Here is a 24,952-nt window from a genome sequence, read left to right on the forward strand (position 1 = left end):
GATTTTAGTTAAAATGAGTCTGATTCACCGTTATAAAAGCAATGGCTTTAATATTGTGCTGGACATCAACAGTGGATGTATTCATCTGGTAGATGAGGTTACATATGAAGCGCTTCCTTACCTGGAAGAAGGTCTGGACGCAGAAGCTATTGCAGAGAAACTGGGAAACAAATATAAGAAAGAAGATATCGAAACATCTGTAAAGGAATGTAATAAGCTGAAAGAAGATGGAATGCTTTTTACAAAAGATGTTTACGAGAATGCAATTGAAGAATTTTCAAATAACCGGCAGACCGTTGTAAAAGCATTGTGCCTGCACATTGCGCATGACTGCAATCTGGCCTGCCGTTATTGTTTTGCCGAAGAGGGAGAGTATCATGGCAGAAGAGCCCTGATGTCTTATGAAGTCGGCAAGAAAGCACTTGATTTCCTGATCGCAAATTCAGGATCCAGAAGAAACCTGGAAGTGGATTTCTTTGGCGGAGAGCCATTGATGAACTGGCAGGTTGTAAAAGATCTGGTAAAATACGGCAGAGAGCAGGAGAAGATTCATAATAAGAACTTCCGTTTTACACTTACTACAAACGGCGTTCTGCTTAATGATGAAGTAATGGAATTCTGCAATAAAGAAATGGCAAATGTTGTACTGAGTGTGGATGGACGTAAGGAAGTACATGATTATATGCGTCCGTTCAGAAAAGGTGCCGGAAGCTATGACCTGATCATGCCGAAATTCCAGAAGTTTGCAGAATCCAGAAATCAGGACAAGTATTATGTAAGAGGTACATTTACACATCATAATCTTGATTTCTCAAAAGATGTGCTTCATCTGGCAGATCTGGGATTTAAACAGATTTCCGTAGAGCCGGTAGTCGCAGCAGATGCAGAGGAATATGCAATTCGTGAGGAGGATATTCCGCAGATCATAGAAGAGTATGATGCTCTTGCAAAAGAAATGATCAAGAGAGAAAAAGAGGGAAGAGGATTTAATTTCTTCCACTTTATGATCGATCTGACAGGTGGTCCATGCGTTTACAAGAGACTGTCTGGCTGTGGTTCAGGAACAGAATACCTGGCTGTAACACCATGGGGTGACCTTTACCCATGTCATCAGTTCGTTGGTGAAGAAAAATATCTGATGGGAAATGTAGACGAGGGTATCGTAAAACCAGAGATTCAGAAAGAATTTGGAGGATGCAACGTTTATACAAAGAAGGATTGCAAGAACTGTTTTGCACGTTTCTACTGCAGTGGCGGATGTGCGGCAAATGCATTCCATTTCCAGGGAGATATCAAAGGTAATTATGAAATCGGATGCGAACTCCAGAGAAAACGTGTGGAGTGCGCTATCATGATAAAAGCCGCACTGGCATGTGATTAATCAGCAGGGATGCTGGTTGATAGCGTGATCTGCCGGCTGTTATCATAATAGAAAATGGCCCGGTACATCAATATTTGTTCATAACCGAATCACTTCTTCGGTTATGTGCAGGTAGTGAAAGCAGGTAAAGAATATCTGCTTGATGGATGTACATGCAGATGGACACATGACCGCGGACAAATAATCAAGAAGGGAAAAGAACTATGAAGAAAAGTAAAGGAATCGTAGTGCTGCTTCTGACACTGATCCTGACTGTGTTCTTTTGCTTTACTGCAGCCGTAGGTATCGGTCCTACCGGAACCGGTGCAGCAAAACATATCAACACAGGTCTTGATCTTGCCGGTGGTGTCAGCATTACCTACCAGGCCAAGGAAAGTAATCCGACAAGCGAGGAAATGTCAGATACTATCTACAAGCTCCAGAAGCGTGTAGAACAGTACAGTACAGAAGCTCAGGTATATCAGGAAGGATCAGACCGTATCACAGTTGAGATTCCTGGTGTTACAGATGCAGATACCATTCTGAACGATCTGGGTAAACCGGGTTCTCTGTATTTTATCACTCAGCAGGATGCTGACGGAAACCAGAACTTTACAACAGGACAGAACGGCTATGTTCTTTCCAGAACAATGGATGAGATTAAAGAATCCGGAAGTGTTGTTCTGGAGGGCTCTGATGTGGCAGATGCACAGGGTGGTGCCATTCAGAACCAGAACACAAGCGCAAAAGAGTATGTAGTAAGTCTTACACTTACTTCTGACGGAGACAACAGTGGTAAGGCAAGGTTTGCAGAAGCTACGAAAGAGAATGTAGGCAAGCAGATCGCGATTGTTTACGATAATCAGATCATCAGTGCTCCGAACGTAAATGAGGAGATTTCCGGTGGAAAAGCACAGATTAGTGGTATGTCCGATCTGGAAGAAGCACAGAACCTTGCTTCTTATATCCGTATCGGTTCCCTGGGACTGGAACTGGAAGAACTTCGTTCCAGTGTTGTAGCTGCACAGCTTGGTGAGGAAGCAATTTCTACAAGTGTTCTTGCAGGTGCTATCGGCCTTATCATTGTTATCATTTTCATGATCATTGTATACCGCGTACCTGGTGTTGTTGCAGGTGCTGCACTGATCCTTTATACATCATTGATGCTGATTATACTGAATGCCTTTGACATCACACTTACTCTTCCGGGTATTGCGGGTATTATCCTGGGTATCGGTATGGCGGTGGATGCCAACGTTATTATTTATGCGCGTATTCGTGAGGAGATCGGTGCAGGTGTATCCGTAAGAAATTCCATTAAATCCGGTTTTAGCAAAGCTTTCTCCGCGATCTTCGATGGAAATATCACAACTCTGATCGCTGCATGTGTGCTGATGTGGCTTGGATCCGGTACAGTTAAGGGATTTGCTTATACTTTGGCTCTTGGTATCGTAATCTCTATGTTTACAGCCTTGGTTGTATCCCGACTGATTGTGAACGCGCTTTATGCAGTTGGAGTTCGCGACGCGAAATTCTACGGAGCTGCTAAAGAACGTAAGGTAGTAGATTTCCTTGGAAAGAAGAAAGTATTCTTCATTATTTCCATTATCCTTATTCTTAGCGGTCCGTTAGCAATGTTTATTCATTCAAATGCCGGAAATAAAGCTTTGAATTACAGCCTTGAGTTCTCAGGTGGTACTTCTACAACTGTTACATTTAATGAGGACATGGACATTAAGACAATTGACTCTGAGGTGACACCAGTTGTTGAAGATGTAACAGGCGATAAGAACGTTCAGCCTACAAAAGTAGTAGGAACAAATCAGGTTGTAATTAAGACACGTTCTCTGGAACAGAGCGAGCGTGAGGCGCTTAAAGATGCACTGGTTGAGAAATTTGGTGTAGATGAGAGCACAATTTCCACAGAGAGCATTTCTTCTACAGTAAGTAAGGAAATGCGTCAGGATGCAATTGTAGCGGTTATCGTAGCTACAATCTGTATGCTTCTTTATATCTGGTTCAGATTTAAAGACATCCGTTTTGCAAGCAGTGCGGTACTTGCACTTCTGCATGATGTTTTAGTTGTACTTGCTTTCTATGCAATCGCGAGAGTATCCGTAGGTAATACATTTATTGCCTGCATGCTTACGATTGTAGGTTATTCCATTAACGCTACGATCGTTATCTTCGACCGTATCCGTGAGAATCTGCACAGCGGTTCCAGAGAGAAACTGGCAGAGATTGTAAATGCAAGTATCACTCAGACACTTACAAGAAGTATTTATACTTCCTTTACAACTTTCGTTATGGTAGCTGTTCTTTATATCATGGGTGTTTCTTCTATCCGTGAGTTCGCAGCACCTCTGATGGTTGGTGTTCTTGTCGGTGCATATTCTTCTGTATGCATTACAGGTGCATTATGGTATGTAATGAAAAAGAAATTTGCAGGAAAAGGACAGTCGGCGATTGCTACAGTTTCCACATCCGGAAAATCTTCTTCTAAACCTAAAAAAGCACGTGACGTATCGCAGAAAGATCCGACTCAGCCTAAGAAGAAAAACAGAAAAAGAGTAGCTGAGCGTCTGGAGGCTGAAGAAGCTGCAAAAAATCAGCAAAATGATGATGCTGAACAGAAATAGAATATTCATCTGATTTAAATGTTCAGATACATACCGTCCCGGGGGATAATCCCCGGGACATTTTTTATAAACGTATTGCATAGCCGATGAAAACTGTATTATTATGTAATAATCCGTGGACATTCACGAGAAAGCAAAGGGAATTAGTTTTGTTTAACTATTATAGATAAATGAGGATAAAAAACATGGAAAAATGGGTAGTAGCTGCAAAGAAGGCGGACTTTAACCTGATAGGCAGACAGTTTCATATTGATCCGGTGATCGCAAGGCTGATCAGAAACAGAGATGTGGTCGGGGAAGAGAAAATAAAAGAATATCTGTTAGGGACAATAGATACGATTCCATCTCCCTGGTTAATGAAAGATATGAAAAAAGCAGTAGACATACTGGAGAAAAAAATACAGCAGCAGGCGAAAATCCGGATTATCGGAGACTATGATATTGATGGTGTAACTTCTACATATATTTTATTGAAAGGCTTGACAAGAATCGGAGCAAATGTAGATACTTATATTCCTGACAGAGTCGCAGACGGATATGGGATCCATGAGCATCTGATAGACAGAGCTGAGTCGGATAAAATTGACACTATCGTAACTTGTGATAATGGAATTGCTGCTTCTGCAGAAATTCAGATGGCAAAAGAAAAAGGCATGACAGTGATCGTAACAGATCATCATGAAATTCCTTACAGAGAGGAAAACGGAGAACGCCGGGTAATATTGCCGCCTGCGGATGCGATTCTGAATCCGAAACAATATGACTGTTTGTATCCGAATAAAAATCTATGTGGTGCAGTGGTAGCTTTTAAATACATCACAGCTCTTTATGAACGATTTGATATCCAAAAGAAAGAACTAGAAGATTACTATGAGCTGGTTGCAATTGCAACAGTGGGTGATGTCATGGATCTTCAGGGAGAAAACCGTATTCTGGTAAAAGAAGGCCTCAGACGCCTCCCAAATACAAAAAATAAAGGTTTGCAGGAACTGATTCGCGCCAATAATCTGGAGGACTCAAAGATTACAGCCTATCACATTGGATTTGTGTTAGGACCTTGCATCAATGCCAGTGGAAGACTGGACACAGCAGCACGTTCGCTTGCACTTTTGAATGCGCCGACAAAAGAAGAAGCAGCAAAACTTGCGGGGGATTTAACAGCGCTTAATCAGAGTAGAAAAGCACTTACTGAAAAAGGAAAGGAAGAAGCAATCCAGCTTATAGAAACAACAGAACTGAAAAATGACAGGGTGCTGGTGGTGTATCTTCCGGAATGCCATGAGAGCCTTGCGGGAATTATTGCAGGAAGACTCAGGGAGAAATATCACAAACCCGCATTTGTGCTGACAAAAGGAGAAAAATGTGCAAAAGGCAGTGGAAGATCCATAGAAAGCTATTCCATGTATGATGAACTGGTAAAATGTGCAGATCTGATGGTTCAGTTTGGTGGGCATCCGATGGCGGCAGGACTTTCGATAGAGGAAGAGAATATAGAGAAATTCAGAGAACAGCTGAACCAAAATTGTACATTGACCGAAGAAGATCTAAGGCCTAAGATCGTAATTGATGTGGCAATGCCGATTTCCTATATTACAAAAGAACTGTTAGAACAGATTTCTCTGTTAGAACCTTTTGGAAAGGGAAATGTAAAGCCAATTTTTGCGCAAAAAGGATTAAGAGTGCTTGACAGCAACATTATTGGAAAAAATAAGAATGTGGTGAAATTAAAACTTCTTGACCCTCAGGGCGCCATAATAGAAGGAATTTATTTTGGAGAAGCAGATGATTTTATGAATTTTATACGAGAAAAGGACAGTATTTCTGTTACTTATTATCCGGAAATTAACAGGTTCAGAGGCCGGGAAAGTCTCCAGATCATTATTCAGAATTATTGTTAAGTATAAGAGTAACGATTGATTCTAAAATAAAAAGGTGATATACTATAAAATATTTATGAGTTAATCTATTACTTGACTAAATAGAACAAGCCTCTGTTTTTTCAGCAAAATTGGGGAAATTATTGAAGATTTGTATTAAATATGCCGGAGGAGAGATAAAATGAAGAAAATTGAAGAATACGTAAGAAGTATACCGGATTTTCCAGAACCGGGGATTATTTTCAGAGATATTACAAGTGTTCTGCAGGACGCAGATGGTCTGCAGCTGGCAATCAATTCTATGCAGGATTGTCTGAAAGATTTAGACGTAGATGTGATCGCGGGTACAGAATCCAGAGGATTTATCTTTGGCGTGCCAATTGCGTATAATCTTCATAAACCATTTATACCGATTCGTAAGAAAGGGAAACTTCCATGCGAAACAGTATCTGCAAGCTATGAACTGGAGTATGGCAGCGCAGAGATCGAGATGCACAAAGATTCCATCAAACCTGGTCAGAAAGTAGTAATCATTGATGACCTGATCGCAACCGGCGGTACTATCGAAGCAGCCATTAAACTTGTAGAACAGCTTGGCGGAGAAGTGGTCAAAGTTGTATTCCTGATGGAACTTGCAGGATTAAAAGGTCGTGAAAGACTGAGAGGATATGATGTAGCATCCGTGATTTGTTATGACGGTAAATAAGCACGACTGATCGTGCAGGACAGGCAGGTGGGAGTATATGGCAGAGATGACGAAAGGTACAGAAGCAAAAAAAGATGAGATGCAGGTTGAAAAAGAAAAACTGGAATCTGTAAAAAGAGCAGATGCAGCGGTAAAAACCATGCATGATTTTACAAGTCCGGAGGTGCTTTACAAAGAACTGATAAACAGTGTCTTAAAGTATCATCCGTCCACAGACATTTCTATGATAGAGAAAGCATATAAGGTTGCGAGTGAGGCACATGAGGGACAGAAGAGGAAGTCCGGTGAACCATATATCATCCATCCTTTGTGTGTGGCAATCATTCTGGCAGATCTGGAACTGGATAAAGAGACAATCGTGGCAGGTCTTCTTCATGACGCGGTCGAGGATACCTGGATGACTTATGAAGAAGTTGAGAAGGAATTTGGTTCAGAAGTTGCACTTCTTGTAGATGGTGTTACCAAGCTGGGACAGCTGTCTTATTCGGCGGACAAAGTGGAAGTTCAGGCAGAGAATCTAAGAAAGATGTTCCTTGCTATGGCAAAGGATATCCGAGTCATTCTGATCAAACTTGCTGACCGCCTTCATAATATGCGTACTCTGCAGTATATGCGCCCTGAGAAACAGCAGGAAAAAGCAAGAGAGACGATGGATATTTATGCTCCTATTGCCATGCGTCTCGGTATTTCCAAGATAAAAGTAGAACTGGACGATTTGTCACTGAAATATCTGAAACCAGATGTTTATTATGATCTGGTAGAGAAGATTGCTCTGCGCAAGAGTGAGAGGGAACAGTTTGTAGGTGCAATCGTAAAAGAAGTCAAGAAACACATGGAAGATGCCGGTATTAAATCACAGGTAGACGGACGTGTGAAACATTTCTTCAGCATCTACAAGAAGATGGTAAATCAGGATAAGACGATTGACCAGATTTATGATCTGTTTGCAGTCCGTATTCTGGTAGATACAGTAAAAGACTGTTATGCTGCCCTTGGCGTGATTCATGAGATGTACAAACCGATTCCGGGAAGATTTAAGGATTATATTGCCATGCCAAAACCCAATATGTATCAGTCACTGCATACGACTCTGATTGGTCCAAATGGACAGCCGTTTGAGATACAGATTCGTACTTATGAGATGCACAGAACTGCTGAGTATGGTATCGCGGCACACTGGAAATATAAGGAATCTTCTGACGGCAAAGCACCTGTAGGAAAGAGCGAAGAAGAGAAGCTTAACTGGCTGCGTCAGATCTTGGAATGGCAGAGAGATATGTCTGACAACAAAGAGTTTATGAGCCTTCTGAAAAATGATCTTGACCTTTTTGCAGACAGTGTTTACTGCTTTACTCCACAGGGAGATGTCAAGACGCTTCCAAGTGGTTCGACACCGGTTGACTTTGCTTACAGTGTCCACAGCGCAGTTGGAAATAAGATGGTAGGTGCGCGTGTAAACGGAAAGCTTGTTCCTATTGAATACGAGATCAAGAATGGTGATCGTATTGAGATCATTACTTCACAGAATTCTCAGGGACCGAGCCGTGACTGGCTGAAACTGGTTAAGAGTACACAGGCGAAAAACAAGATTAACCAGTGGTTTAAGAAAGAATTAAAAGAAGATAATATTCTTAAGGGTAAGGAAATGCTTGCGCAGTATGCCCGTGCAAAGGGATTTAAGATTGTAAATTATAATAAGCCTCAGTATCTGGAGGCTGTTATGCATAAATATGGATTCCGCGACTGGGATTCCGTACTTGCTGCGATCGGTCATGGCGGACTAAAAGAAGGTCAGGTATTTAATAAGCTGGTAGAAGCCTATGACAAGGAGAATAAGAAGGCTCTGACAGATGAGCAGGTTCTGGAAGCTGCATCGGAAACACAGGAGAAGCTTCATATTGCGAAGAGCAAGAGCGGTATTGTGGTAAAAGGTATTCATGATGTGGCGGTTCGTTTTTCAAAATGTTGTAACCCGATTCCGGGTGATGAGATCGTAGGTTTTGTCACAAGAGGACGTGGAATTACAATTCACCGTACAGACTGTATCAATGTGCTGAATATGTCAGAACTTGACCGAAGCCGGTTGATCGAGGCAGAATGGCAGCAGCCTGACAATAAGGAAAAAGAGAAGTACATGGCTGAGATTCAGGTATATGCGAATAACCGTACAGGACTTCTTGTTGATCTTTCTAAGATATTTACAGAACGTAAGATTGACCTTAGAAGTATTAACAGCCGTACAAGCAAGCAGGAGAAAGCAACCATTTCCATGAGCTTTGAAATCGGAAGCAAGGAGGAACTGCGTTCTCTGATAGAGAAAATCCGTCAGGTAGAAAGTGTCATTGATGTTGAGAGAACGACCGGCTGATCACAGAAAACCGATGGATAGAAAGGGATAACATGAAGAACTTAGAGTTACAGAAATGTATATTAGGACCTGTATATACAAACTGCTATTTCCTTAAGAATAAAGAAACCGGAGAGCTGATCATTATGGATCCGGCAGACTGTCCGGAGAAGATTGAGCTGAAAGTTTCTCAGATGAATGGAAAACCGGTGGCAATTCTGCTTACACATGGACATTTTGACCATATCATGGCAGCTCAGGCAGTGAAAGAGAAATACAATATTCCGATTTATGCCTGTCGTCAGGAAGAAGAGATGCTTCGGGAACCGGAGATTAATATGACAGCACATTGTGGAAGAGATTGTTCCATTGCGCCGGATGTTTTTCTTGAAGATCTGGACGTGGTTAAGATTGCTGGTTTTTCTGTTCAGATGATTCATACACCGGGACATACCAAGGGAAGCTGCTGTTATTATCTGAAAGATGAGGCGGTATTGTTTAGTGGCGATACTGTTTTTTATGGTTCGGTGGGAAGAACAGATTTTCCGGGAGGAAGTACAGCACAGATCGTGCAGAGTCTGCATAAACTGGTAGATTCTCTTCCGGAAGAAACAGAAGTTTTTCCAGGACATGATGCATCTACAAGCATTGGTTATGAAAAGAGGTATAATCCATTTGTATAAGATAGGCATTCTGTTTGAGAACAGAGAATTTGAACATGATGTTTATGAATTGATTAAAGCATTTTATCCCGAGGCGGAGATACATACTCTTTATGAAGATGATGAAGCAGAGTATGACCTCCGCTTCTGCGTGGAACGGGATAATGAAAATTATTTCATAAAATATGATAGAAAAGAAAATCCGGAAATTAAAGAAACGGAAATAAAAGGTGTAGCTTCTGCGGAAGTGATCACGGATAGTGCAGTGAAAGATCCTCATGCACTGAGAAAAGAGAATAAGGATTCTATTAAGTATGCATTGTACCAGCTTCTGGTGAAATTAACGGGCAGAACACTTCCATGGGGGAATCTGACAGGAATTCGTCCGGCTAAACTGGCAATGGGAATGATCGAATCCGGTATGAAGAACACAGAGGCTGCACAGGAGATGAGAGAAAAATATCTGGTAAGTCCGCAGAAAACAGCCCTTGCCATTACGATTGCCAACAGGGAAAGAGAAATTCTCAAAGATATTGATTATGAGAATGGCTACAGCCTTTATATCGGAATCCCGTTCTGTCCGAGTATCTGTCTGTATTGTTCTTTCAGTTCGTATCCGCTGAAAGTGTGGGAGAAAAGATCAGATGAGTACGTAGAAGCCCTTTGCAAGGAAGTAAGAGAAACGGCTCTTATGATGAAGGGCAGAAAACTGGATACCATTTATATAGGAGGTGGTACTCCGACCACATTACTTCCGCATCAGATCCGGAAACTTCTGGATACTGTTGGAGAAGCTTTTGGTTACGAGGGGCTGGCTGAATTTACTGTAGAAGCCGGCAGACCGGATAGTATCACACGAGAGAAACTGATGGCAATTCGGGAATATCCGGTGACCAGAATTTCTGTAAATCCGCAGACAATGAATCAGGAGACTTTGGAAATTATCGGGCGTAAACATACAGTAGACCAGACAAAGGAAGCCTTTCATCTGGCAAGAGAACTGGGATTTGATAACATTAATATGGATCTGATCGTAGGTCTTCCTGGAGAGGACATTCATATGGTAGAACGTACTCTTGAACAGATCCGTGAACTGGCTCCGGACAGCATGACGGTACATTCTCTGGCAGTTAAGCGTGCGGCACGGTTAAATATTTTCAAAGAAAAATATCAGGAAATGTCTTTTGAGAACAATCAGGAGATCATGGATCTCACGATGAAAACAGCATATGAGATGGAAATGGGCCCTTATTATCTGTACAGACAGAAGAATATGAAGGGAAATTTTGAAAATGTTGGCTATGCAAAGGTTGACAAAGCCGGAATTTACAATATACTGATTATGGAGGAAAAACAGCCGATCATTGCACTGGGTGCAGGTGGTTCTTCCAAGTTGGTCTTTGACCATGGCAAAAGGATCGAACGTGTGGAGAATGTAAAGGATGTTTCCAATTATATTTCACGCATTGATGAGATGCTTGAGAGAAAACGGACAGCAATAGCTACCTGGCTGTAGGATGTGGAGGTAACACTTTGAATACAGTACAAAAGACAGCAGTGGGTTCACAGGAGAGGATTCTGGAGTTTGACCTTGCTTCTGAACTGCATCATGGGATGATGGTAAGTAATCTTGCCTATGCAGTTGCGGAAGAGATGGGATTGCCGCATGAACAGTGCTATGAACTTGCGATTGCGGGAATGCTCCATGATATAGGAAAGCTGAAGCTGACAAGTTATATCAACGGACAGGAACAGGATCCTCTTGTGATTGAGGAACTGAAGTATGTCCGTATGCATTCAACATTGGGATATGAGGAATTGAAAGGACAGGGATATTCGGCCTTTGTATTGGAGAGTATCCTGTACCATCATGAGAATTATGATGGCAGCGGATATCCGTCCAATAAGGCAGGGGAGGACATTCCGATAGGTGCCCGGATTCTCAGAGTCTGCGATGTATATGCGGCATTGATTTCAGACAGACCGTACAGAAAAGCCTTTGACATTTCTGCGGTTATGGAACTGATGATCGATGAGGTCAAGAATTTTGATATGCAGGTTTTTCTTGCATTTCAGAGAGTGGTTCATAATGGAGACGGACAGAGTTTCCGAAAATGAAACAGGGCTGATATATTACTGAGGAGATAAAGAAGGAATCAGTAATGTTGAATACCATAAAAGAGGAGGACAACATGGCATTAAAGAAGAAACCGGTAACCGGTATGAAAGACATTTTACCAAAAGAGATGGAGATTCGTAACTATGTGATGAACATGATTCGTGAGACATATGGAACTTTTGGATTTTCATCTATAGAGACACCATGTGTAGAACACATTGAGAATCTTTCCAGTAAACAGGGCGGAGAGAATGAAAAACTGATTTTCAAGATTATGAAACGTGGAGAGAAACTAAAACTTGCAGAAGCTGAGACGGAGAGTGATCTGGTTGATTCCGGACTTCGCTATGACCTGACTGTACCGCTTTCCAGATACTATTCAAACAATGCGAATGAGCTTCCGGCTCCGTTTAAGGCACTTCAGATGGGAAATGTATGGAGAGCAGACAGACCGCAGAGAGGACGTTTCCGTCAGTTTATGCAGTGTGATATCGATATTCTGGGGGAGCCTACTTACCTGGCTGAGATTGAACTGGTTCTGGCTACTACAACTTTGCTTGGAAAGCTGGATTTCCACAACTTTACCATCCGTATCAATGACAGAAAGATTTTAAAGGCAATGGCTCAGTACAGTGGATTCCCGCAGGAGAGCTTTGACACAGTATTTATCATTCTGGACAAGATGGATAAGATTGGTATTGAAGGTGTTGCAGAAGAACTGGAGAAAGAAGGATTTGCTAAAGAAAGTATTGACACTTATCTTGGACTTTTCAAAGAAATCACTTCTGATATCGAAGGTGTTCGCTACTGTAAAGAGAAATTAAAAGATGTTCTGGATTCAAAGGTAGCTGAGGACCTTGAAACAATCATTTCTACTGTAGATTCTGTTAAGACAGCAGATTTTAAGATGTCTTTCGATCCGACTTTGGTACGTGGAATGTCTTATTATACAGGACCGATTTTTGAAATCTCTATGGATGAGTTTGGCGGCAGCGTAGGCGGAGGTGGACGCTATGATGAGATGATCGGTAAATTTACAGGAAACAATACATCTGCCTGCGGATTTTCAATTGGATTCGAGAGAATCGTAATGCTTCTTCTTGAGAGAAATTATGAAATCCCGACAAAGAATGGTAAGAAAGCATATCTTATCGAGAAGAATATGCCGGCAGACAAGATGCTGACGATTCTGAAACAGGCTCAGGAAGAGCGTAATGCCGGAACACAGATCAATATTTCTATTATGAAGAAGAATAAGAAATTCCAGAAAGATCAGATGACAGCAGAAGGCTATACAGAGTTTGTAGAATTCTTTAAAGACAGAATGTAATAATTCGTAACTGTTCAGCAACATTGCGGGATGGCAGACTGTTGGATAGTTACAACAATTCTTATAATATAGAAAGCATGAAAAGAGGAAAGAAACATGGCTGAAAGTATGCAGGGACTGCACAGAACATGCCGATGTGCAGAAGTAACAAAGGAAATGATCGGCAAAGAAGTTATCCTTATGGGATGGGTCCAGAAAGCCCGCGATAAAGGCGGAATTATTTTCGTAGATTTAAGAGACCGTTCCGGTATCATGCAGCTGATTTTTGAGAATGGCAGCATTGATGAAGAAGGTTTTGCAAAAGCAGGTAAACTGAGAAGTGAATTCGTAATCGCTGTTACCGGTGTGGTAGAAGAAAGAGGCGGCGCTGTTAATAAGAATCTTGCAACAGGTGAAATTGAGCTTCGCGTAAAATCCCTTCGTGTTCTGTCTGAGGCAGAAGTACCTCCGTTCCCAATTGAAGAGAACAGCAAGACAAAAGATGAAATCCGTCTGAAATATCGTTATCTTGACTTAAGAAGACCTGACCTTCAGAAAAACATTATGCTTAAGAGCAAAGTCATGATGCTTACAAGACAGTTCTTCGCAAAAGAAGGATTCCTTGAAATTGAAACTCCGATGCTTGGTAAGAGTACACCGGAAGGCGCAAGAGATTATCTGGTACCGTCTCGTGTTCATCCGGGATATTTCTATGGTCTGCCACAGTCTCCGCAGCTGTACAAACAGCTTCTGATGTGCTCCGGTTATGACCGTTATATCCAGATTGCAAGATGTTTCCGTGATGAAGACCTTCGTGCGGACAGACAGCCGGAATTTACTCAGATCGATATGGAACTCTCTTTTGTAGATGTTGATGACGTAATCGATGTAAATGAGAGATTCCTTGCTTATCTGTTCAAGGAAGTACTTGATATTGATGTAAAACTTCCAATCCAGCGTATCACATGGCAGGAAGCTATGGACAGATTTGGTTCTGATAAACCGGATATGCGTTTCGGAATGGAACTTCATGATGTAAGTGATGTAGTTAAAAACTGTGGATTCAGCGTGTTTACTTCTGCGTTGGAAAATGGCGGCAGTGTTCGTGGTATCAATGCAGAAGGACAGGGCGCTATGCCACGTAAGAAAATTGACAAACTGGTTGAGTTTGCCAAAGGTTACGGTGCAAAAGGTCTTGCATACATTGCAATTGCTGAAGATGGCACAAAAAAATCTTCTTTTGCTAAATTCATGACAGATGAAGAGATGGATGCTCTGGTAGCAGCTATGGATGGTAAAGCAGGAGACTTACTTCTGTTTGCAGCAGATAAGAAGAAACTGGTTTATGATGTACTTGGCGCACTTCGTCTGGAACTTGCAAAGCAGATGGATCTTCTTGATAAGAATGAGTATCGTTTCGTATGGGTAACAGAGTTCCCGCTTCTTGAATGGAGTGAAGAAGAGAATCGTTTCACAGCAATGCATCATCCATTTACCATGCTTATGGAAGAGGACCTTCCACTTCTGGATACAGATCCTGGAAAAGTTCGTGCAAAAGCATATGATATCGTATTAAACGGTAATGAAATTGGTGGAGGAAGTGTCAGAATCCATCAGGATGATATTCAGGAGAGAATGTTTGAAGCACTTGGATTCACAAAAGAAGCTGCTCACGAGCAGTTCGGATTCCTTCTGGACGCATTCAAATATGGAGTTCCGCCTCATGCCGGACTGGCATACGGACTTGACCGTCTGGTAATGCTTATGGCGAAAGTTGACAGCATCCGTGACGTAATCGCATTCCCGAAGGTTAAAGATGCTTCCTGTCTGATGACCCAGTCTCCGAGCCGCGTAAGCGAGGAGCAGTTAAAAGAACTGGAACTGGAAGTAAGACCGGAGGAAGTAACTGAATAAGGATGGAGCTTACAATTCAGACGTTTTTGATTGTATGCCCGTTGGTATTCCTTGCAGGATTAGTTGATTCTATCGCAGGCGGGGGTGGTTTGATCTCCCTGCCTGCGTATCTGCTTGCAGGGGTTCCGATGCACAATGCGATAGCAACGAATAAATTATCCTCGGCAACTGGGACAGCGATTTCAACAGCACGTTTATGTAAGAATAAATTTGTAGACTGGGGAGTTGCACTGCCATGTATTTCCATGGCTCTTGTCGGTTCTTTTGCAGGCGCTCATATTGCGCTTCTTGCCAGTGATAAGATATTAAAATGGATGCTGATTCCAGTACTTCCTATTGTTGCATTTTATGTAATGAAGAAGAAAAATCTGGATGATAACAGTAATGTAGAGATTTCCAGAAAGAAACAGTGGATTTTGTGTGCGGTGTGTTCTCTGGCTGTTGGCTGCTACGATGGCTTTTATGGGCCGGGAACTGGTACGTTTCTGCTTATTTTATATACAGGAGTAGCAAAACTTCCCGTAGCGAAAGCTTCCGGAACTATGAAACTTGCAAATCTTTCTTCTAATATAATGGCATTAGTTGTTTTTTTATTTAGTGGAAAGATTGTCATATATCTTGGACTTGCAGCTTCTGTTTTTTCCATTGCAGGGCATTATGTAGGATCTGGAATGGTAATGAAAAATGGAAATAAAATCGTAAAACCGATTATTCTGATCGTTCTGGTTTTACTGTTTATCAAAATTATAACGGGTATGTAAAAAGAATAAGACAAAGATTAAAAAGACCACCATATCATAGAATGATTCGGAAAAGGAATATTTCTGTGATATGATGGCCTTTTTAGTTGTTTAATAATCGTTAATTGGTACTGCTTTCAGTAGAAGCATTATCATCTGTCTGCTTATCTGTATCGGCAGAAATATTTTCATCCTCAGAATCAGAAGTCTCGAGAGGAGAATCGGTCAAAGTACCGAAAATAGCATTTCCCAAAGTATTTCCCTCATCCTGAAGTTTCCAGGATACCCCATCATTGATTAGAACAAAATCTACATCATTGACGGTAGTAACGATATTATCATTGATGCTGTTCAGAAGAATTTCGAAAGATTTCTCGTATCGTTTCTGGGAGCCATCGATAACTGCGTCAGCAGAAGCCAGATATTTATCAAGCTTTTCCTGATAATCAGCCAGGATCGAATCACTGTCAAAGGTTGTAATTTCAGTTGTAACAGTGGCATTGTATCCATTTTCACTGCTGGATTTAATGACATAATTAAAATTTTTATGAATCTGTTCGGCAAGTGCTGAGGCAATGGAATTTTTTGCAGTATCGGATGTATTCATGATATTTACTACACCCAGATAAGATGTCATTTCTTTCAAATCCAGTTTCTGTAGAGTGTCAAGATAGACAGTCAGGGTATCTTCCGGTGAAAGAATATCCGGATCAGCCAGATTGGCTATGAGACCGCCGACGAGCTCATCTTCAAGGGAACTTGTACGCTGAATCTCCCATTTTTCTTTTTTATCACTGCCGGTATTAATAAGCTGAATGGAACAGTCTGTTTCAGTTGAATCATATTTGTTCGTATTCAAAAGATGATTCAGAATCAGATAATGTGCCTCAAGTGATTTGGAAGAATCTTTGATATTTCCAGTCTGGGCCTGTGCAGCTTCTGTGATTTCGGTCCGAAGCAGTTCTGCTGCGAAATCTCTGGCAAGAGGCTTGGCATCGATTGTAGTAAGTTTCACAGAAGCAGTGGCTGAATTATTTGCCGTGTCGACGCTGATATCCAGAATTTTGTAATCAAATTTCTGGAAAAAGAGAGAAAATACTTCATTGATTTCATCGGATAATGTAGTGTTTTCTGTAGCATCGGGGAACAGCTCTTTATACGGTATATATTTTTGAGTTGTTTCTGAATTAAGATTCTTTAACTGATCCAACTCATTTCTGACAACATTTTTTACATTTGACCCGCTTTTATGTGAACAGCCGCTGTTCATAAATACAGCGAAAAAAACAAATAAAATATAAAGCAAAGGAGCCAGACGTTTCTTTGTGTTCATGCGTATTCTTTCCTTTCACAATACTTTCTGAGTATTTTACCAGATTTTGCGGTGACTGTCAAAAAAACGAAAAACATGAACGAATTTCATAAAAAAAACGTGAAAAAATTGTGAAAAATGACATCATTTAGATGCAAAGCTTTTTTTTTAAGATAGAATCTGATATGATAGGGAAGTGAAAGTTACAGGAAAACGTAACTATATAAATACGAAGTAAAAAAATAGTAGTGTATAATAGATGTCGACATCAAAAATGCGATAACATCAAGGAGGCAACTATGAAAAAACGTATTATCATCGTTTTGGGAATCCTGATTGCTGCGGGTGGTATTGGAAGTGGCGTATGGTATCATTTTAATGGAAGTGGTCAGAGTGGCTCCGGGGATACAGTAGTTTATGTATCTAAAGTGAGTGTGATCACAGGAGCTGAAACAGCTGCGACCAACCGTTTTGCAGGTGTAGTGGAACCGCAGGAAACTGTAAACGTTAAGATAGAAAGTGGACGTAAAGTAAAAGAGGTTCAGGTAAAGACCGGTGAAGAGGTAAAAAAAGGTCAGCTTCTTTTTGAATATGATCTTAGCAGTATCGAGGATGACTTAAAGCAGGCACAGCTTGATCTGGACAGATTAAAGAATGAGCAGATCAGCCTGACAGAACAGATTTCCACTTTGGAGGCTGAGAAGAAAAAGGCAAAAGCGGAAGATCAGCTTTCATACACGATTGAGATTGAAACAAATAAAATGAATCTCAAGAAAAATGAATTTAGCCAGAAGAGTAAACAGTCTGAAATTGATAAGCTTCAGAGTGCCACACAAAATACAGAAGTCAGAAGTGAGATTGATGGTGTGATTCAGAAAATTGACACCTCCAAGATGACAAGTGATGACGGAGACTCTGTGGATGACAGCAGCGCAATGGATAGCATGTCATCAAGTGACAGCAGTTCAGACAGCTCTGCATTTATTACAATTCTCAGTACCGGGGCTTATCGGGTAAAGGGAAAAGTTAATGAACAGAACAGAGATTCGATTATGCCTGGTGAAGCTGTAATTATCAGATCCAGAGTAGACAGCAGTAAGACGTGGAAGGGAACAATGGGATCTATTGATGTTAATAATGGAACATCAGATGATAGCAGCAATGATATGTATTTTGGAATGTCGAGCACAAGTTCTGATGATCAGACGACATCTACTTCATATCCTTTTTATGTTGAACTGGATTCTTCAGAGAATCTGATGCTTGGACAGCATGTATACATAGAGCGTGATATCGGGCAGGATGATCAGAAAGATGGACTGTGGCTCAGTGACTATTATATTCTGGACACAGACACCAATGAGCCGTATGTATGGGCTGCCAATGACAAGAACAGACTGGAGAAGCGTTATGTAACTTTAGGAAAGCATGATGATGATCTGGGCGAATATGAAATTGTTGATGGTCTGACAAAGAAAGACGCGATTGCGTTCCCGACAGAAGCTTTGGAAGAAGGGGAGAAAACAGAAGTTGGAGATCTGGCACAGACAATGAGCGGTGGTGCTGACGGAATTACAGATATGGATGATGATTCCTATGGAGCGGATGGATCCGTCAGTGATATGACAGATATGGAATCATCTGCGGATGATTTTACAGAGCCGGATATGGATGAAAGCTCAACAGACACAACAGACAATAGTTCTGATACAGATGATGTAATTGATCCGAATGAAGAACTTGTACCAATCGATGAGGCACCGGGTATGAGCGCAGACGGAGATGTGGAGGGGATTGAATGATACTGGAATTAAAAGGTATTTATAAAGAATATCTGCAGGGTAAAATGAAAGTCCCGGTATTAAAAGACGTAAATTTTTCTATGGAAGAAGGAGAATATGTAGCAATCATGGGTCCTTCCGGTTCCGGAAAAACCACATTGATGAATATTATCGGATGCCTGGATAAACAGACAGAGGGGACTTTCTTTCTGGATGGTCAGGATATTAAAGCCTGTTCGGAGAACGCAATGTCAGATATCCGGCTCAATAAAATAGGATTTGTATTTCAGAGTTTTCATCTGCTTCCGAAACAGAGTGCACTGGCAAATGTGGAAATGCCGTTAAATTATGCGAAGGTGCCAAAGAAAGAAAGAAGAGAAAGAGCTCTGAGAGCTCTTGACAGAGTGGGATTGTCAGACCGAGTTGATTTTAAACCCAATCAGTTATCTGGTGGTCAGATGCAGCGAGTTGCTATTGCGAGAGCTATCGTCAATAACCCAAAGCTTCTTCTGGCAGATGAGCCAACAGGTGCTCTTGACAGTAAGTCCGGGGCACAGGTTATGGAACTTTTCCAGAAACTGAACGATGAAGGTGTATCCGTATTAATGATCACTCATGATGCAGATATCGCAGCACATGCAAAGAGAGTGGTTACGATCAAAGATGGAATCCTTCAGGAAAAGAGGTGATCTTCATGGGTAAAGTAAAGAAAATCCTCGCCGGAGTGTTGGTGGTGGCAGTTGCCGGATGTGGAATCTCCGCCGGTCTGATGCAGCTGCGAAAAAGCAGCCAGAAGACGGTAGATGTCACACCTGTCAGTGGACTATTACAGGAATTCTATACTCCGACCACCACACTTGACGGAACGGTGACATCCAGTGCGACGCAGACAGTAAATGGAGATAAAGATCTGATCATAGATCAGATTTATGTAACAAAAGGGGATACCGTAAATAAAGGTGATCCGTTGATTTCATTTGACACCACTTTGGTGGAGATGGAATTAAATATAGCAAAACTGAAAAAGCAGAAACAGGAACAGGATTTGAATAAGGCTGTAAACCGACTTACCAGCCTCCAAAACGGTGGTCCGATAGAAGAGTCGGATGCCAGTACAGATGCCGATGACCTGAGTACTACGATGGGAAGCGGCGATACCAGTACAGGCGATGATGATATGATTCCGGATGATACCATGTCATCAGCCGCAGATATGTCAGGCAGTTATCTGGCTGCGGCAATATATCCGCTTCTGTTGTCTGCATTTACGGATGGTGGAGCAGCAGACAATAGTTCAGATGCTGCTTCAACAAATACTGGAAATACAACTGACAAAAAGAATCAGAGTGCAGATAACACTTCTGATACAACTGAAACCGACAATACTGCCAATGCTCCGGTGTATACAGATCCTTCTGCAAACGATTTTGGTGACGGCAGTGATGATTCTTTTAATCCGGGAAAAGATGATACCCCGGAGTTATCGCCGACACCAACTCCATCACTGGATGACAATACCACATATTTTGATCCTTATTATCAGAAAGGTGATCCGAATATTACAGACGGTGACGAGCCATTTTATCAGAAGCTGGATGAGAATTCGATTCCATTTACAGGAAGTGGTACAAAGGATGATCCATATGTATATTTGTGCAGCAGTGCAAAAGAAAAGGTAACAGTTATGGGTTCATTCTTTAATAAACTTGCCGGATACAGCGCTGATGGAACAAAAGTTGTGCATCAGGGTGGATACTGGTATCAGCTTGAATTTCACCAGAATGATACCATATCAGATTATGAGGATCGAAAAAGCTCTTGTACAGGATATTATCTGATAAATGGAAGCCTTCTGGAGAAACCGGTATATGAATTTGTGGAGATGGAATTTACTCTGGCAGATGCAGATAAATATGATATACTTCCAGATGATGATGGAGGTGACACAGACGGAGGAGATGATGCAGAGCCGACAGGAACACCGGTTTCCAGGGAGGATGCGATTAAGTATCAGAAGAGCAAGATCTCAAGTCTGAAACTGGATATTCAGGAAAGTGATATTAAAATATCCCAGCTTGAAAAGAAGGCGAATAAAAAACTTATCAGCGCAAAATTGTCAGGTACGGTTACATACGTTGGAGATGGCGGCAGCGGTGAGACAACCGATGGCAAAGCCTTGCTTAAGGTAAAGAGCAGTGATGGTTTTTATGTAGTAGGTTCTGTCAGCGAACTGATGCTGGATGATATCAAGGAGGGAACAATTCTTAACTGTACAAGCTATACAAGTGGTTCATTTGAAGCAGAAGTTATGGATGTTTCTGAATATCCTGTAAGTGGTAACAGCTACTACGGAAGCAGTAATCCTAACGTTTCTTACTATGCATTTACCGCGGTAGTGACGGATAAGACGCTTCAGCTTGAGGATCAGGACTGGGTTACGATTAACTACGAAGCTTCTTCTTCCGAGGGCAGTATGGTCATTCAGAAAGCATTTGTCAGAAGTGACAGCAGCACGAATTATGTTTATAAAGATGACAATGGAATTCTGAAGAAACAGGAAATTTCTGTGGGAGCAACGGTAGACAGCGGTTATAGTGTAATTGTTAAGGGCGGACTTAGTGAAGATGATTTGATTGCTTTCCCTTATGGAAAAGATGTCAAAGAGGGAGCGAAAACAAGAGAAGTTACCTTAGACCAGATGTATGGATCTTGATAAGAAAGGAGACATTTTATGCTTGAGAATATACGCCTGGCATTTCAGGGAATATGGTCACATATGATGCGATCCTTCCTGACAATGCTTGGTATCATCATTGGTATTGCATCTATCATTGCGATTGTTTCTACGATCAAGGGAACCAGTGAGCAGATTAAAGAGGATCTGATCGGTGCCGGATCCAATACAGTAAATATTTATCTGTATGACGGAGATAATCAGTATGATTCAGAATACGGAAATTCTTCAAAGGCACCGGTTCTGACTGATGATGTCAAAGAAGAAGTACGTGACCTTGATCATGTGGAGAATGCAACTTTTTATTATAACAGCACAAGTGCTTCCATTTATAACAATAACAACAGCCTTGAAGGCGGAAGCGTTTATGGGATTGATGTAAATTATCTGGCTACCTGTGGGTATGTGATTCAGTCAGGCAGAGGCTTTGTAAATGATGATTACAAAAACTATAACAAAGTTGCCCTGATCGATGACAATGCAGCACAGAATCTGTTTCCGTCACAGAATCCGGTGGGACAGACAGTAGAGATTAATCAGGAACCATATACGATAGTTGGTGTGATCCGTCAGGATGAGAATTATCAGCCAACGATTAACAGTATTGATGAGTATTATACTTATTACCAGTCAATTGTGGGAAGCGTGATGATTCCGGACAGCTGCTGGCCGATATCCTTTAGATTTGATGTGCCGCAGAATGTGATCGTAAAAGCGGACAGTACAGATACGATGAGTTCTGTGGGAAATTCTACGGCAGATGCGTTGAATAATTCCATCACATCGTTGAGTACAAACGGCAGTACCACTATGAAATATAAAGCAGAAGATATCATGGAGCAGGTTAAGAACATGCAGAAACTCAGTGAGAGTACAAATAATCAGCTGATCTGGATTGCAAGTATCTCCCTGCTTGTAGGTGGTATCGGTGTTATGAACATCATGCTGGTTTCCGTTACAGAGCGTACCAAGGAGATCGGTCTGAAAAAGGCAATCGGAGCCCGTAAGAAGACGATTCTTGGACAGTTTCTGACGGAAGCTTCAGTGCTTACCAGCATTGGAGGTATTATCGGTGTAGTAACCGGTATCGGTTTATCGAAAGTTGTGGGAAAAGTAACCGGATCTCCTACTGCGATCAGTGTACCGTCAATTGTGATTGCAGTACTGTTTTCGACAGTAATCGGTGTGGTATTTGGCTTGCTTCCATCTGTGAAAGCGGCTAATCTGAATCCGATTGATGCGCTTAGAAGCGAATAAGAAATAAACAGAAATAGAAAAATAAGAAGAAAACAAAAAGTGAGCACTGAATCTGACGAGAGATTAGATTCGGTGCTCATTTACATGTGTATAAAATCTGATAATAAAAGATTGTGTTTTAGTAGATTTTGACATAAGATAGAACTTAAGACGGTGAAAATGTCAAAAAAAGTACTTGGATTTTGTACAAAAAGTAAAAAAAGGATGGAAGTATGGAGACGGATTGTGCTATAATGGGTTATCTCAAAAAGAAGTATGTATACAGGAGGAGGTTTGTGGATGGTATCATTTACGCATGTTATCAAAGATAAACTTGGAATACATGCAAGGCCTGGTCTGCTTCTTGTGCAGGAAGCTGGCAAGCTCACAAGCGACATTACCATTTTTAAAGGCACAAAGAGTGGTGATGCGAAGCGCATGTTCTGTGTTATGAATCTTGCGGCAAAGCAAGGCGACCAGATCATGGTGCAGGTGGAAGGCGACAATGAAGTGGCAGATGCCGAAGTGATGAGGAATTTTTTGGAAGATAATCTGTAATAAGGAGAGTTGGAGTAATGAGAGTATTAGAAGGTAAGTCCGTATTTTCCGGAATCGCAATTGGAAAGATTTCTATTTTGCAGAAGGCAGATACAAGCGTGAAGCGTACAAGGGTAGGAGATCCGGAAGCTGAGATCGCCCGCGTGCAGGAAGCAAAGGAGAAAGCAGTTGCCCAGCTTCAGAAACTGTACGATAAGGCACTTCAGGAAGTTGGAGAGTCAGGTGCAGCTATTTTTGAAGTACATCAGATGATGCTGGACGATGAGGACTATCTTGATTCTATTGACAATATTATCCGCACAGAGAATGTAAATGCAGAGTATGCAGTGGCAACAACAGGTGATAACTTTGCAGATATGTTTGCACAGATGGATGATGACTATATGAAGGCAAGAGCTGCTGACGTAAAAGATATCTCAGATCGTCTGGTACGTGTATTATCCGGACATGACGATGGGAATATGGATGCAGCAGAACCATCTATTATCGTGGCAGAGGATCTGGCTCCAAGTGAGACAGTACAGATGGATAAGAGCAGAGTACTTGCATTTGTTACAAGAAAAGGTTCTTCTAATTCCCATACAGCGATTCTTGCAAGAACAATGAATATTCCGGCACTGATCAACATTGAATATGATGACAGTATGGACGGAAAGGTGGCAATCGTGGATGGTAAGTCGGGTTCTCTTATTGTAGAGCCGGATGCAGATACACTTAAGAAATATCAGGATCAGAAAGATGAAGAACTGCGTCAGAGAGCAATGCTCAAAGAATTAAAAGGTAAAACAACCGAGACAAAGAGCGGACATAAGATTCATCTTTATGCGAACATCGGAAGCACAGGAGATGTTGCAAGTGTTCTGGCTAATGATGCAGAAGGTATTGGTCTTTTCAGAAGTGAATTTATTTATCTGGAGAAGGACAACTATCCGACAGAGGAAGAACAGTTCCAGATTTATAAAGCAGTAGCACAGAACATGGCCGGCAAGAAAGTAATCATCCGTACTCTGGATATCGGTGCAGATAAGCAGATTGATTATTTTGATATGGCACATGAAGAGAACCCGGCAATGGGCTATCGTGCGATTCGTATCTGTCTCGACAGACCGGAAGTGTTTAAAACACAGCTTCGTGCGCTCTTCAGAGCAAGTATGTATGGAAACATTTCCATTATGTACCCGATGATTATCTCTGTGACAGAAGTAAAACAGATCAAAGCTATTGTTGCAGAAGTAAAGAAAGAGTTGACAGAGCAGGGTGTACCGTTTAAGGATGACGTAGAGCAGGGTGTGATGATTGAGACACCGGCAGCCGTTATGATTAGTGATCTTCTTGCAAAAGAAGTTGACTTCTTTAGTATTGGTACAAATGACCTGACTCAGTATACACTGGCAATTGACCGTCAGAATGCAAAACTGGATAATATTTATGACTCTCATCATGAAGCAGTAATCCGTATGATCCAGATGGTAATCGACAATGCACATAAAGAAGGTATCTGGGCAGGTATCTGCGGTGAGCTTGGAGCAGATACAAGTATGACAGAGCGTTTCGTACAGATGGGCATTGATGAACTGTCCGTATCTCCAACATTTGTTCTTCCGGTTCGTAAGATTGTAAGAGAAATGGAATAAGTTTAACCAGATTGAGAAGATCTG

18 protein-coding genes are annotated in these 24,952 nt (G+C 41.5%); 17 read left to right on the plus strand and 1 reads right to left on the minus strand.

Going from position 1 to position 24,952, the window contains the following annotated elements; genetic code table 11:
• Positions 1-13 precede the first annotated feature (13 nt).
• From scfB to ACTNC0_RS09400, 11 genes are all read left to right on the plus strand, one after another.
• Entirely contained in the window at positions 14-1,381 is a 1,368-nt protein-coding gene (gene scfB, locus ACTNC0_RS09350; protein WP_441087155.1) for a thioether cross-link-forming SCIFF peptide maturase, read from the plus strand.
• 203 nt (positions 1,382-1,584) lie between these two features.
• The gene (gene secD, locus ACTNC0_RS09355; protein ID WP_441087156.1) at positions 1,585-3,999 is read left to right on the plus strand and encodes a protein translocase subunit SecD; all 2,415 of its coding nucleotides are present in this window, start codon (positions 1,585-1,587) and stop codon (positions 3,997-3,999) included.
• 185 nt (positions 4,000-4,184) lie between these two features.
• Complete coding sequence (recJ, locus tag ACTNC0_RS09360; RefSeq protein WP_441087157.1) at positions 4,185-5,897, plus strand: single-stranded-DNA-specific exonuclease RecJ; 1,713 nt, start codon at positions 4,185-4,187, stop codon at positions 5,895-5,897.
• A gap of 160 nt (positions 5,898-6,057) precedes the next feature.
• Complete coding sequence (locus ACTNC0_RS09365; RefSeq protein ID WP_441087158.1) at positions 6,058-6,582, plus strand: adenine phosphoribosyltransferase; 525 nt, start codon at positions 6,058-6,060, stop codon at positions 6,580-6,582.
• 37 nt (positions 6,583-6,619) lie between these two features.
• Positions 6,620-8,950 carry a RelA/SpoT family protein gene (locus ACTNC0_RS09370; RefSeq protein WP_441087159.1) on the plus strand — a complete coding sequence of 777 codons (2,331 nt, stop codon included), beginning with the start codon at positions 6,620-6,622 and terminating at the stop codon, positions 8,948-8,950.
• A gap of 32 nt (positions 8,951-8,982) precedes the next feature.
• The gene (locus ACTNC0_RS09375) at positions 8,983-9,612 is read left to right on the plus strand and encodes an MBL fold metallo-hydrolase (protein WP_441087160.1); all 630 of its coding nucleotides are present in this window, start codon (positions 8,983-8,985) and stop codon (positions 9,610-9,612) included.
• A complete protein-coding gene (hemZ, locus tag ACTNC0_RS09380; protein ID WP_441087161.1) occupies positions 9,584-11,107 on the plus strand; it encodes a coproporphyrinogen dehydrogenase HemZ in 1,524 nt (507 codons plus the stop codon). Before ACTNC0_RS09375 ends, hemZ begins: the two co-directional genes overlap by 29 nt.
• A 17-nt stretch (positions 11,108-11,124) precedes the next feature.
• The gene (locus ACTNC0_RS09385) at positions 11,125-11,709 is read left to right on the plus strand and encodes an HD-GYP domain-containing protein (RefSeq protein WP_441087162.1); all 585 of its coding nucleotides are present in this window, start codon (positions 11,125-11,127) and stop codon (positions 11,707-11,709) included.
• Between the two features lie 74 nt (positions 11,710-11,783).
• Positions 11,784-13,040 carry a histidine--tRNA ligase gene (hisS, locus tag ACTNC0_RS09390; protein WP_441087163.1) on the plus strand — a complete coding sequence of 419 codons (1,257 nt, stop codon included), beginning with the start codon at positions 11,784-11,786 and terminating at the stop codon, positions 13,038-13,040.
• Positions 13,041-13,136: 96 nt separating this feature from the next.
• Entirely contained in the window at positions 13,137-14,933 is a 1,797-nt protein-coding gene (gene aspS, locus ACTNC0_RS09395) for an aspartate--tRNA ligase (RefSeq protein WP_441087164.1), read from the plus strand.
• Between the two features lie 2 nt (positions 14,934-14,935).
• Positions 14,936-15,694, plus strand: coding sequence for a sulfite exporter TauE/SafE family protein (locus ACTNC0_RS09400; RefSeq protein WP_441087165.1), 759 nt, complete (start codon positions 14,936-14,938; stop codon positions 15,692-15,694).
• 100 nt (positions 15,695-15,794) lie between these two features.
• Here ACTNC0_RS09400 and ACTNC0_RS09405 read toward each other — a convergent pair whose 3' ends face one another.
• Positions 15,795-17,006 (minus strand): hypothetical protein, encoded by a 1,212-nt coding sequence (locus ACTNC0_RS09405; protein ID WP_441087166.1) that lies wholly within the window; start codon positions 17,004-17,006, stop codon positions 15,795-15,797.
• Positions 17,007-17,284: 278 nt separating this feature from the next.
• On the opposite strand from ACTNC0_RS09405, the gene ACTNC0_RS09410 reads away from it, so the two are divergent.
• The 6 genes from ACTNC0_RS09410 (at position 17,285) to ptsP (ending at position 24,928) form a co-directional block, all read left to right on the plus strand.
• Entirely contained in the window at positions 17,285-18,787 is a 1,503-nt protein-coding gene (locus ACTNC0_RS09410) for an efflux RND transporter periplasmic adaptor subunit (RefSeq protein ID WP_441087167.1), read from the plus strand.
• Complete coding sequence (locus ACTNC0_RS09415) at positions 18,784-19,455, plus strand: ABC transporter ATP-binding protein (protein WP_117675422.1); 672 nt, start codon at positions 18,784-18,786, stop codon at positions 19,453-19,455. The genes ACTNC0_RS09410 and ACTNC0_RS09415 overlap by 4 nt, the downstream gene beginning before the upstream one ends.
• Positions 19,456-19,460: 5 nt before the next feature.
• The gene (locus tag ACTNC0_RS09420; RefSeq protein WP_441087168.1) at positions 19,461-21,479 is read left to right on the plus strand and encodes a hypothetical protein; all 2,019 of its coding nucleotides are present in this window, start codon (positions 19,461-19,463) and stop codon (positions 21,477-21,479) included.
• 18 nt (positions 21,480-21,497) lie between these two features.
• Positions 21,498-22,757: an ABC transporter permease gene (locus tag ACTNC0_RS09425; protein WP_441087169.1), complete on the plus strand. Its 1,260-nt coding sequence runs from the start codon at positions 21,498-21,500 to the stop codon at positions 22,755-22,757.
• Between the two features lie 279 nt (positions 22,758-23,036).
• On the plus strand, positions 23,037-23,294 hold the full coding sequence (locus ACTNC0_RS09430) for an HPr family phosphocarrier protein (protein ID WP_441087170.1): 258 nt from the start codon (positions 23,037-23,039) through the stop codon (positions 23,292-23,294).
• Positions 23,295-23,311: 17 nt separating this feature from the next.
• Positions 23,312-24,928 (plus strand): phosphoenolpyruvate--protein phosphotransferase, encoded by a 1,617-nt coding sequence (gene ptsP / locus ACTNC0_RS09435; RefSeq protein ID WP_441087171.1) that lies wholly within the window; start codon positions 23,312-23,314, stop codon positions 24,926-24,928.
• Positions 24,929-24,952 lie beyond the last annotated feature (24 nt).

Source organism: Blautia sp. HCP3S3_B11 (assembly GCF_052064435.1).
Classification (GTDB): Bacteria; Bacillota; Clostridia; order Lachnospirales; family Lachnospiraceae; genus Blautia_A.

Coding starts and splice junctions, on each gene's coding strand:
- ptsP (WP_441087171.1), top strand. CDS start 23,312: ATGAGAGTATTAGAAGGTAAGTCCGTATTTTCCGGAATCGCAATTGGA.
- ACTNC0_RS09365 (WP_441087158.1), top strand. CDS start 6,058: ATGAAGAAAATTGAAGAATACGTAAGAAGTATACCGGATTTTCCAGAA.
- recJ (WP_441087157.1), top strand. CDS start 4,185: ATGGAAAAATGGGTAGTAGCTGCAAAGAAGGCGGACTTTAACCTGATA.
- ACTNC0_RS09425 (WP_441087169.1), top strand. CDS start 21,498: ATGCTTGAGAATATACGCCTGGCATTTCAGGGAATATGGTCACATATG.
- hemZ (WP_441087161.1), top strand. CDS start 9,584: ATGAAAAGAGGTATAATCCATTTGTATAAGATAGGCATTCTGTTTGAG.
- ACTNC0_RS09400 (WP_441087165.1), top strand. CDS start 14,936: ATGGAGCTTACAATTCAGACGTTTTTGATTGTATGCCCGTTGGTATTC.
- scfB (WP_441087155.1), top strand. CDS start 14: ATGAGTCTGATTCACCGTTATAAAAGCAATGGCTTTAATATTGTGCTG.
- aspS (WP_441087164.1), top strand. CDS start 13,137: ATGGCTGAAAGTATGCAGGGACTGCACAGAACATGCCGATGTGCAGAA.
- ACTNC0_RS09430 (WP_441087170.1), top strand. CDS start 23,037: ATGGTATCATTTACGCATGTTATCAAAGATAAACTTGGAATACATGCA.
- ACTNC0_RS09370 (WP_441087159.1), top strand. CDS start 6,620: ATGGCAGAGATGACGAAAGGTACAGAAGCAAAAAAAGATGAGATGCAG.
- hisS (WP_441087163.1), top strand. CDS start 11,784: ATGGCATTAAAGAAGAAACCGGTAACCGGTATGAAAGACATTTTACCA.
- ACTNC0_RS09415 (WP_117675422.1), top strand. CDS start 18,784: ATGATACTGGAATTAAAAGGTATTTATAAAGAATATCTGCAGGGTAAA.
- secD (WP_441087156.1), top strand. CDS start 1,585: ATGAAGAAAAGTAAAGGAATCGTAGTGCTGCTTCTGACACTGATCCTG.
- ACTNC0_RS09375 (WP_441087160.1), top strand. CDS start 8,983: ATGAAGAACTTAGAGTTACAGAAATGTATATTAGGACCTGTATATACA.
- ACTNC0_RS09405 (WP_441087166.1), bottom strand. CDS start 17,006: ATGAACACAAAGAAACGTCTGGCTCCTTTGCTTTATATTTTATTTGTT.
- ACTNC0_RS09410 (WP_441087167.1), top strand. CDS start 17,285: ATGAAAAAACGTATTATCATCGTTTTGGGAATCCTGATTGCTGCGGGT.
- ACTNC0_RS09420 (WP_441087168.1), top strand. CDS start 19,461: ATGGGTAAAGTAAAGAAAATCCTCGCCGGAGTGTTGGTGGTGGCAGTT.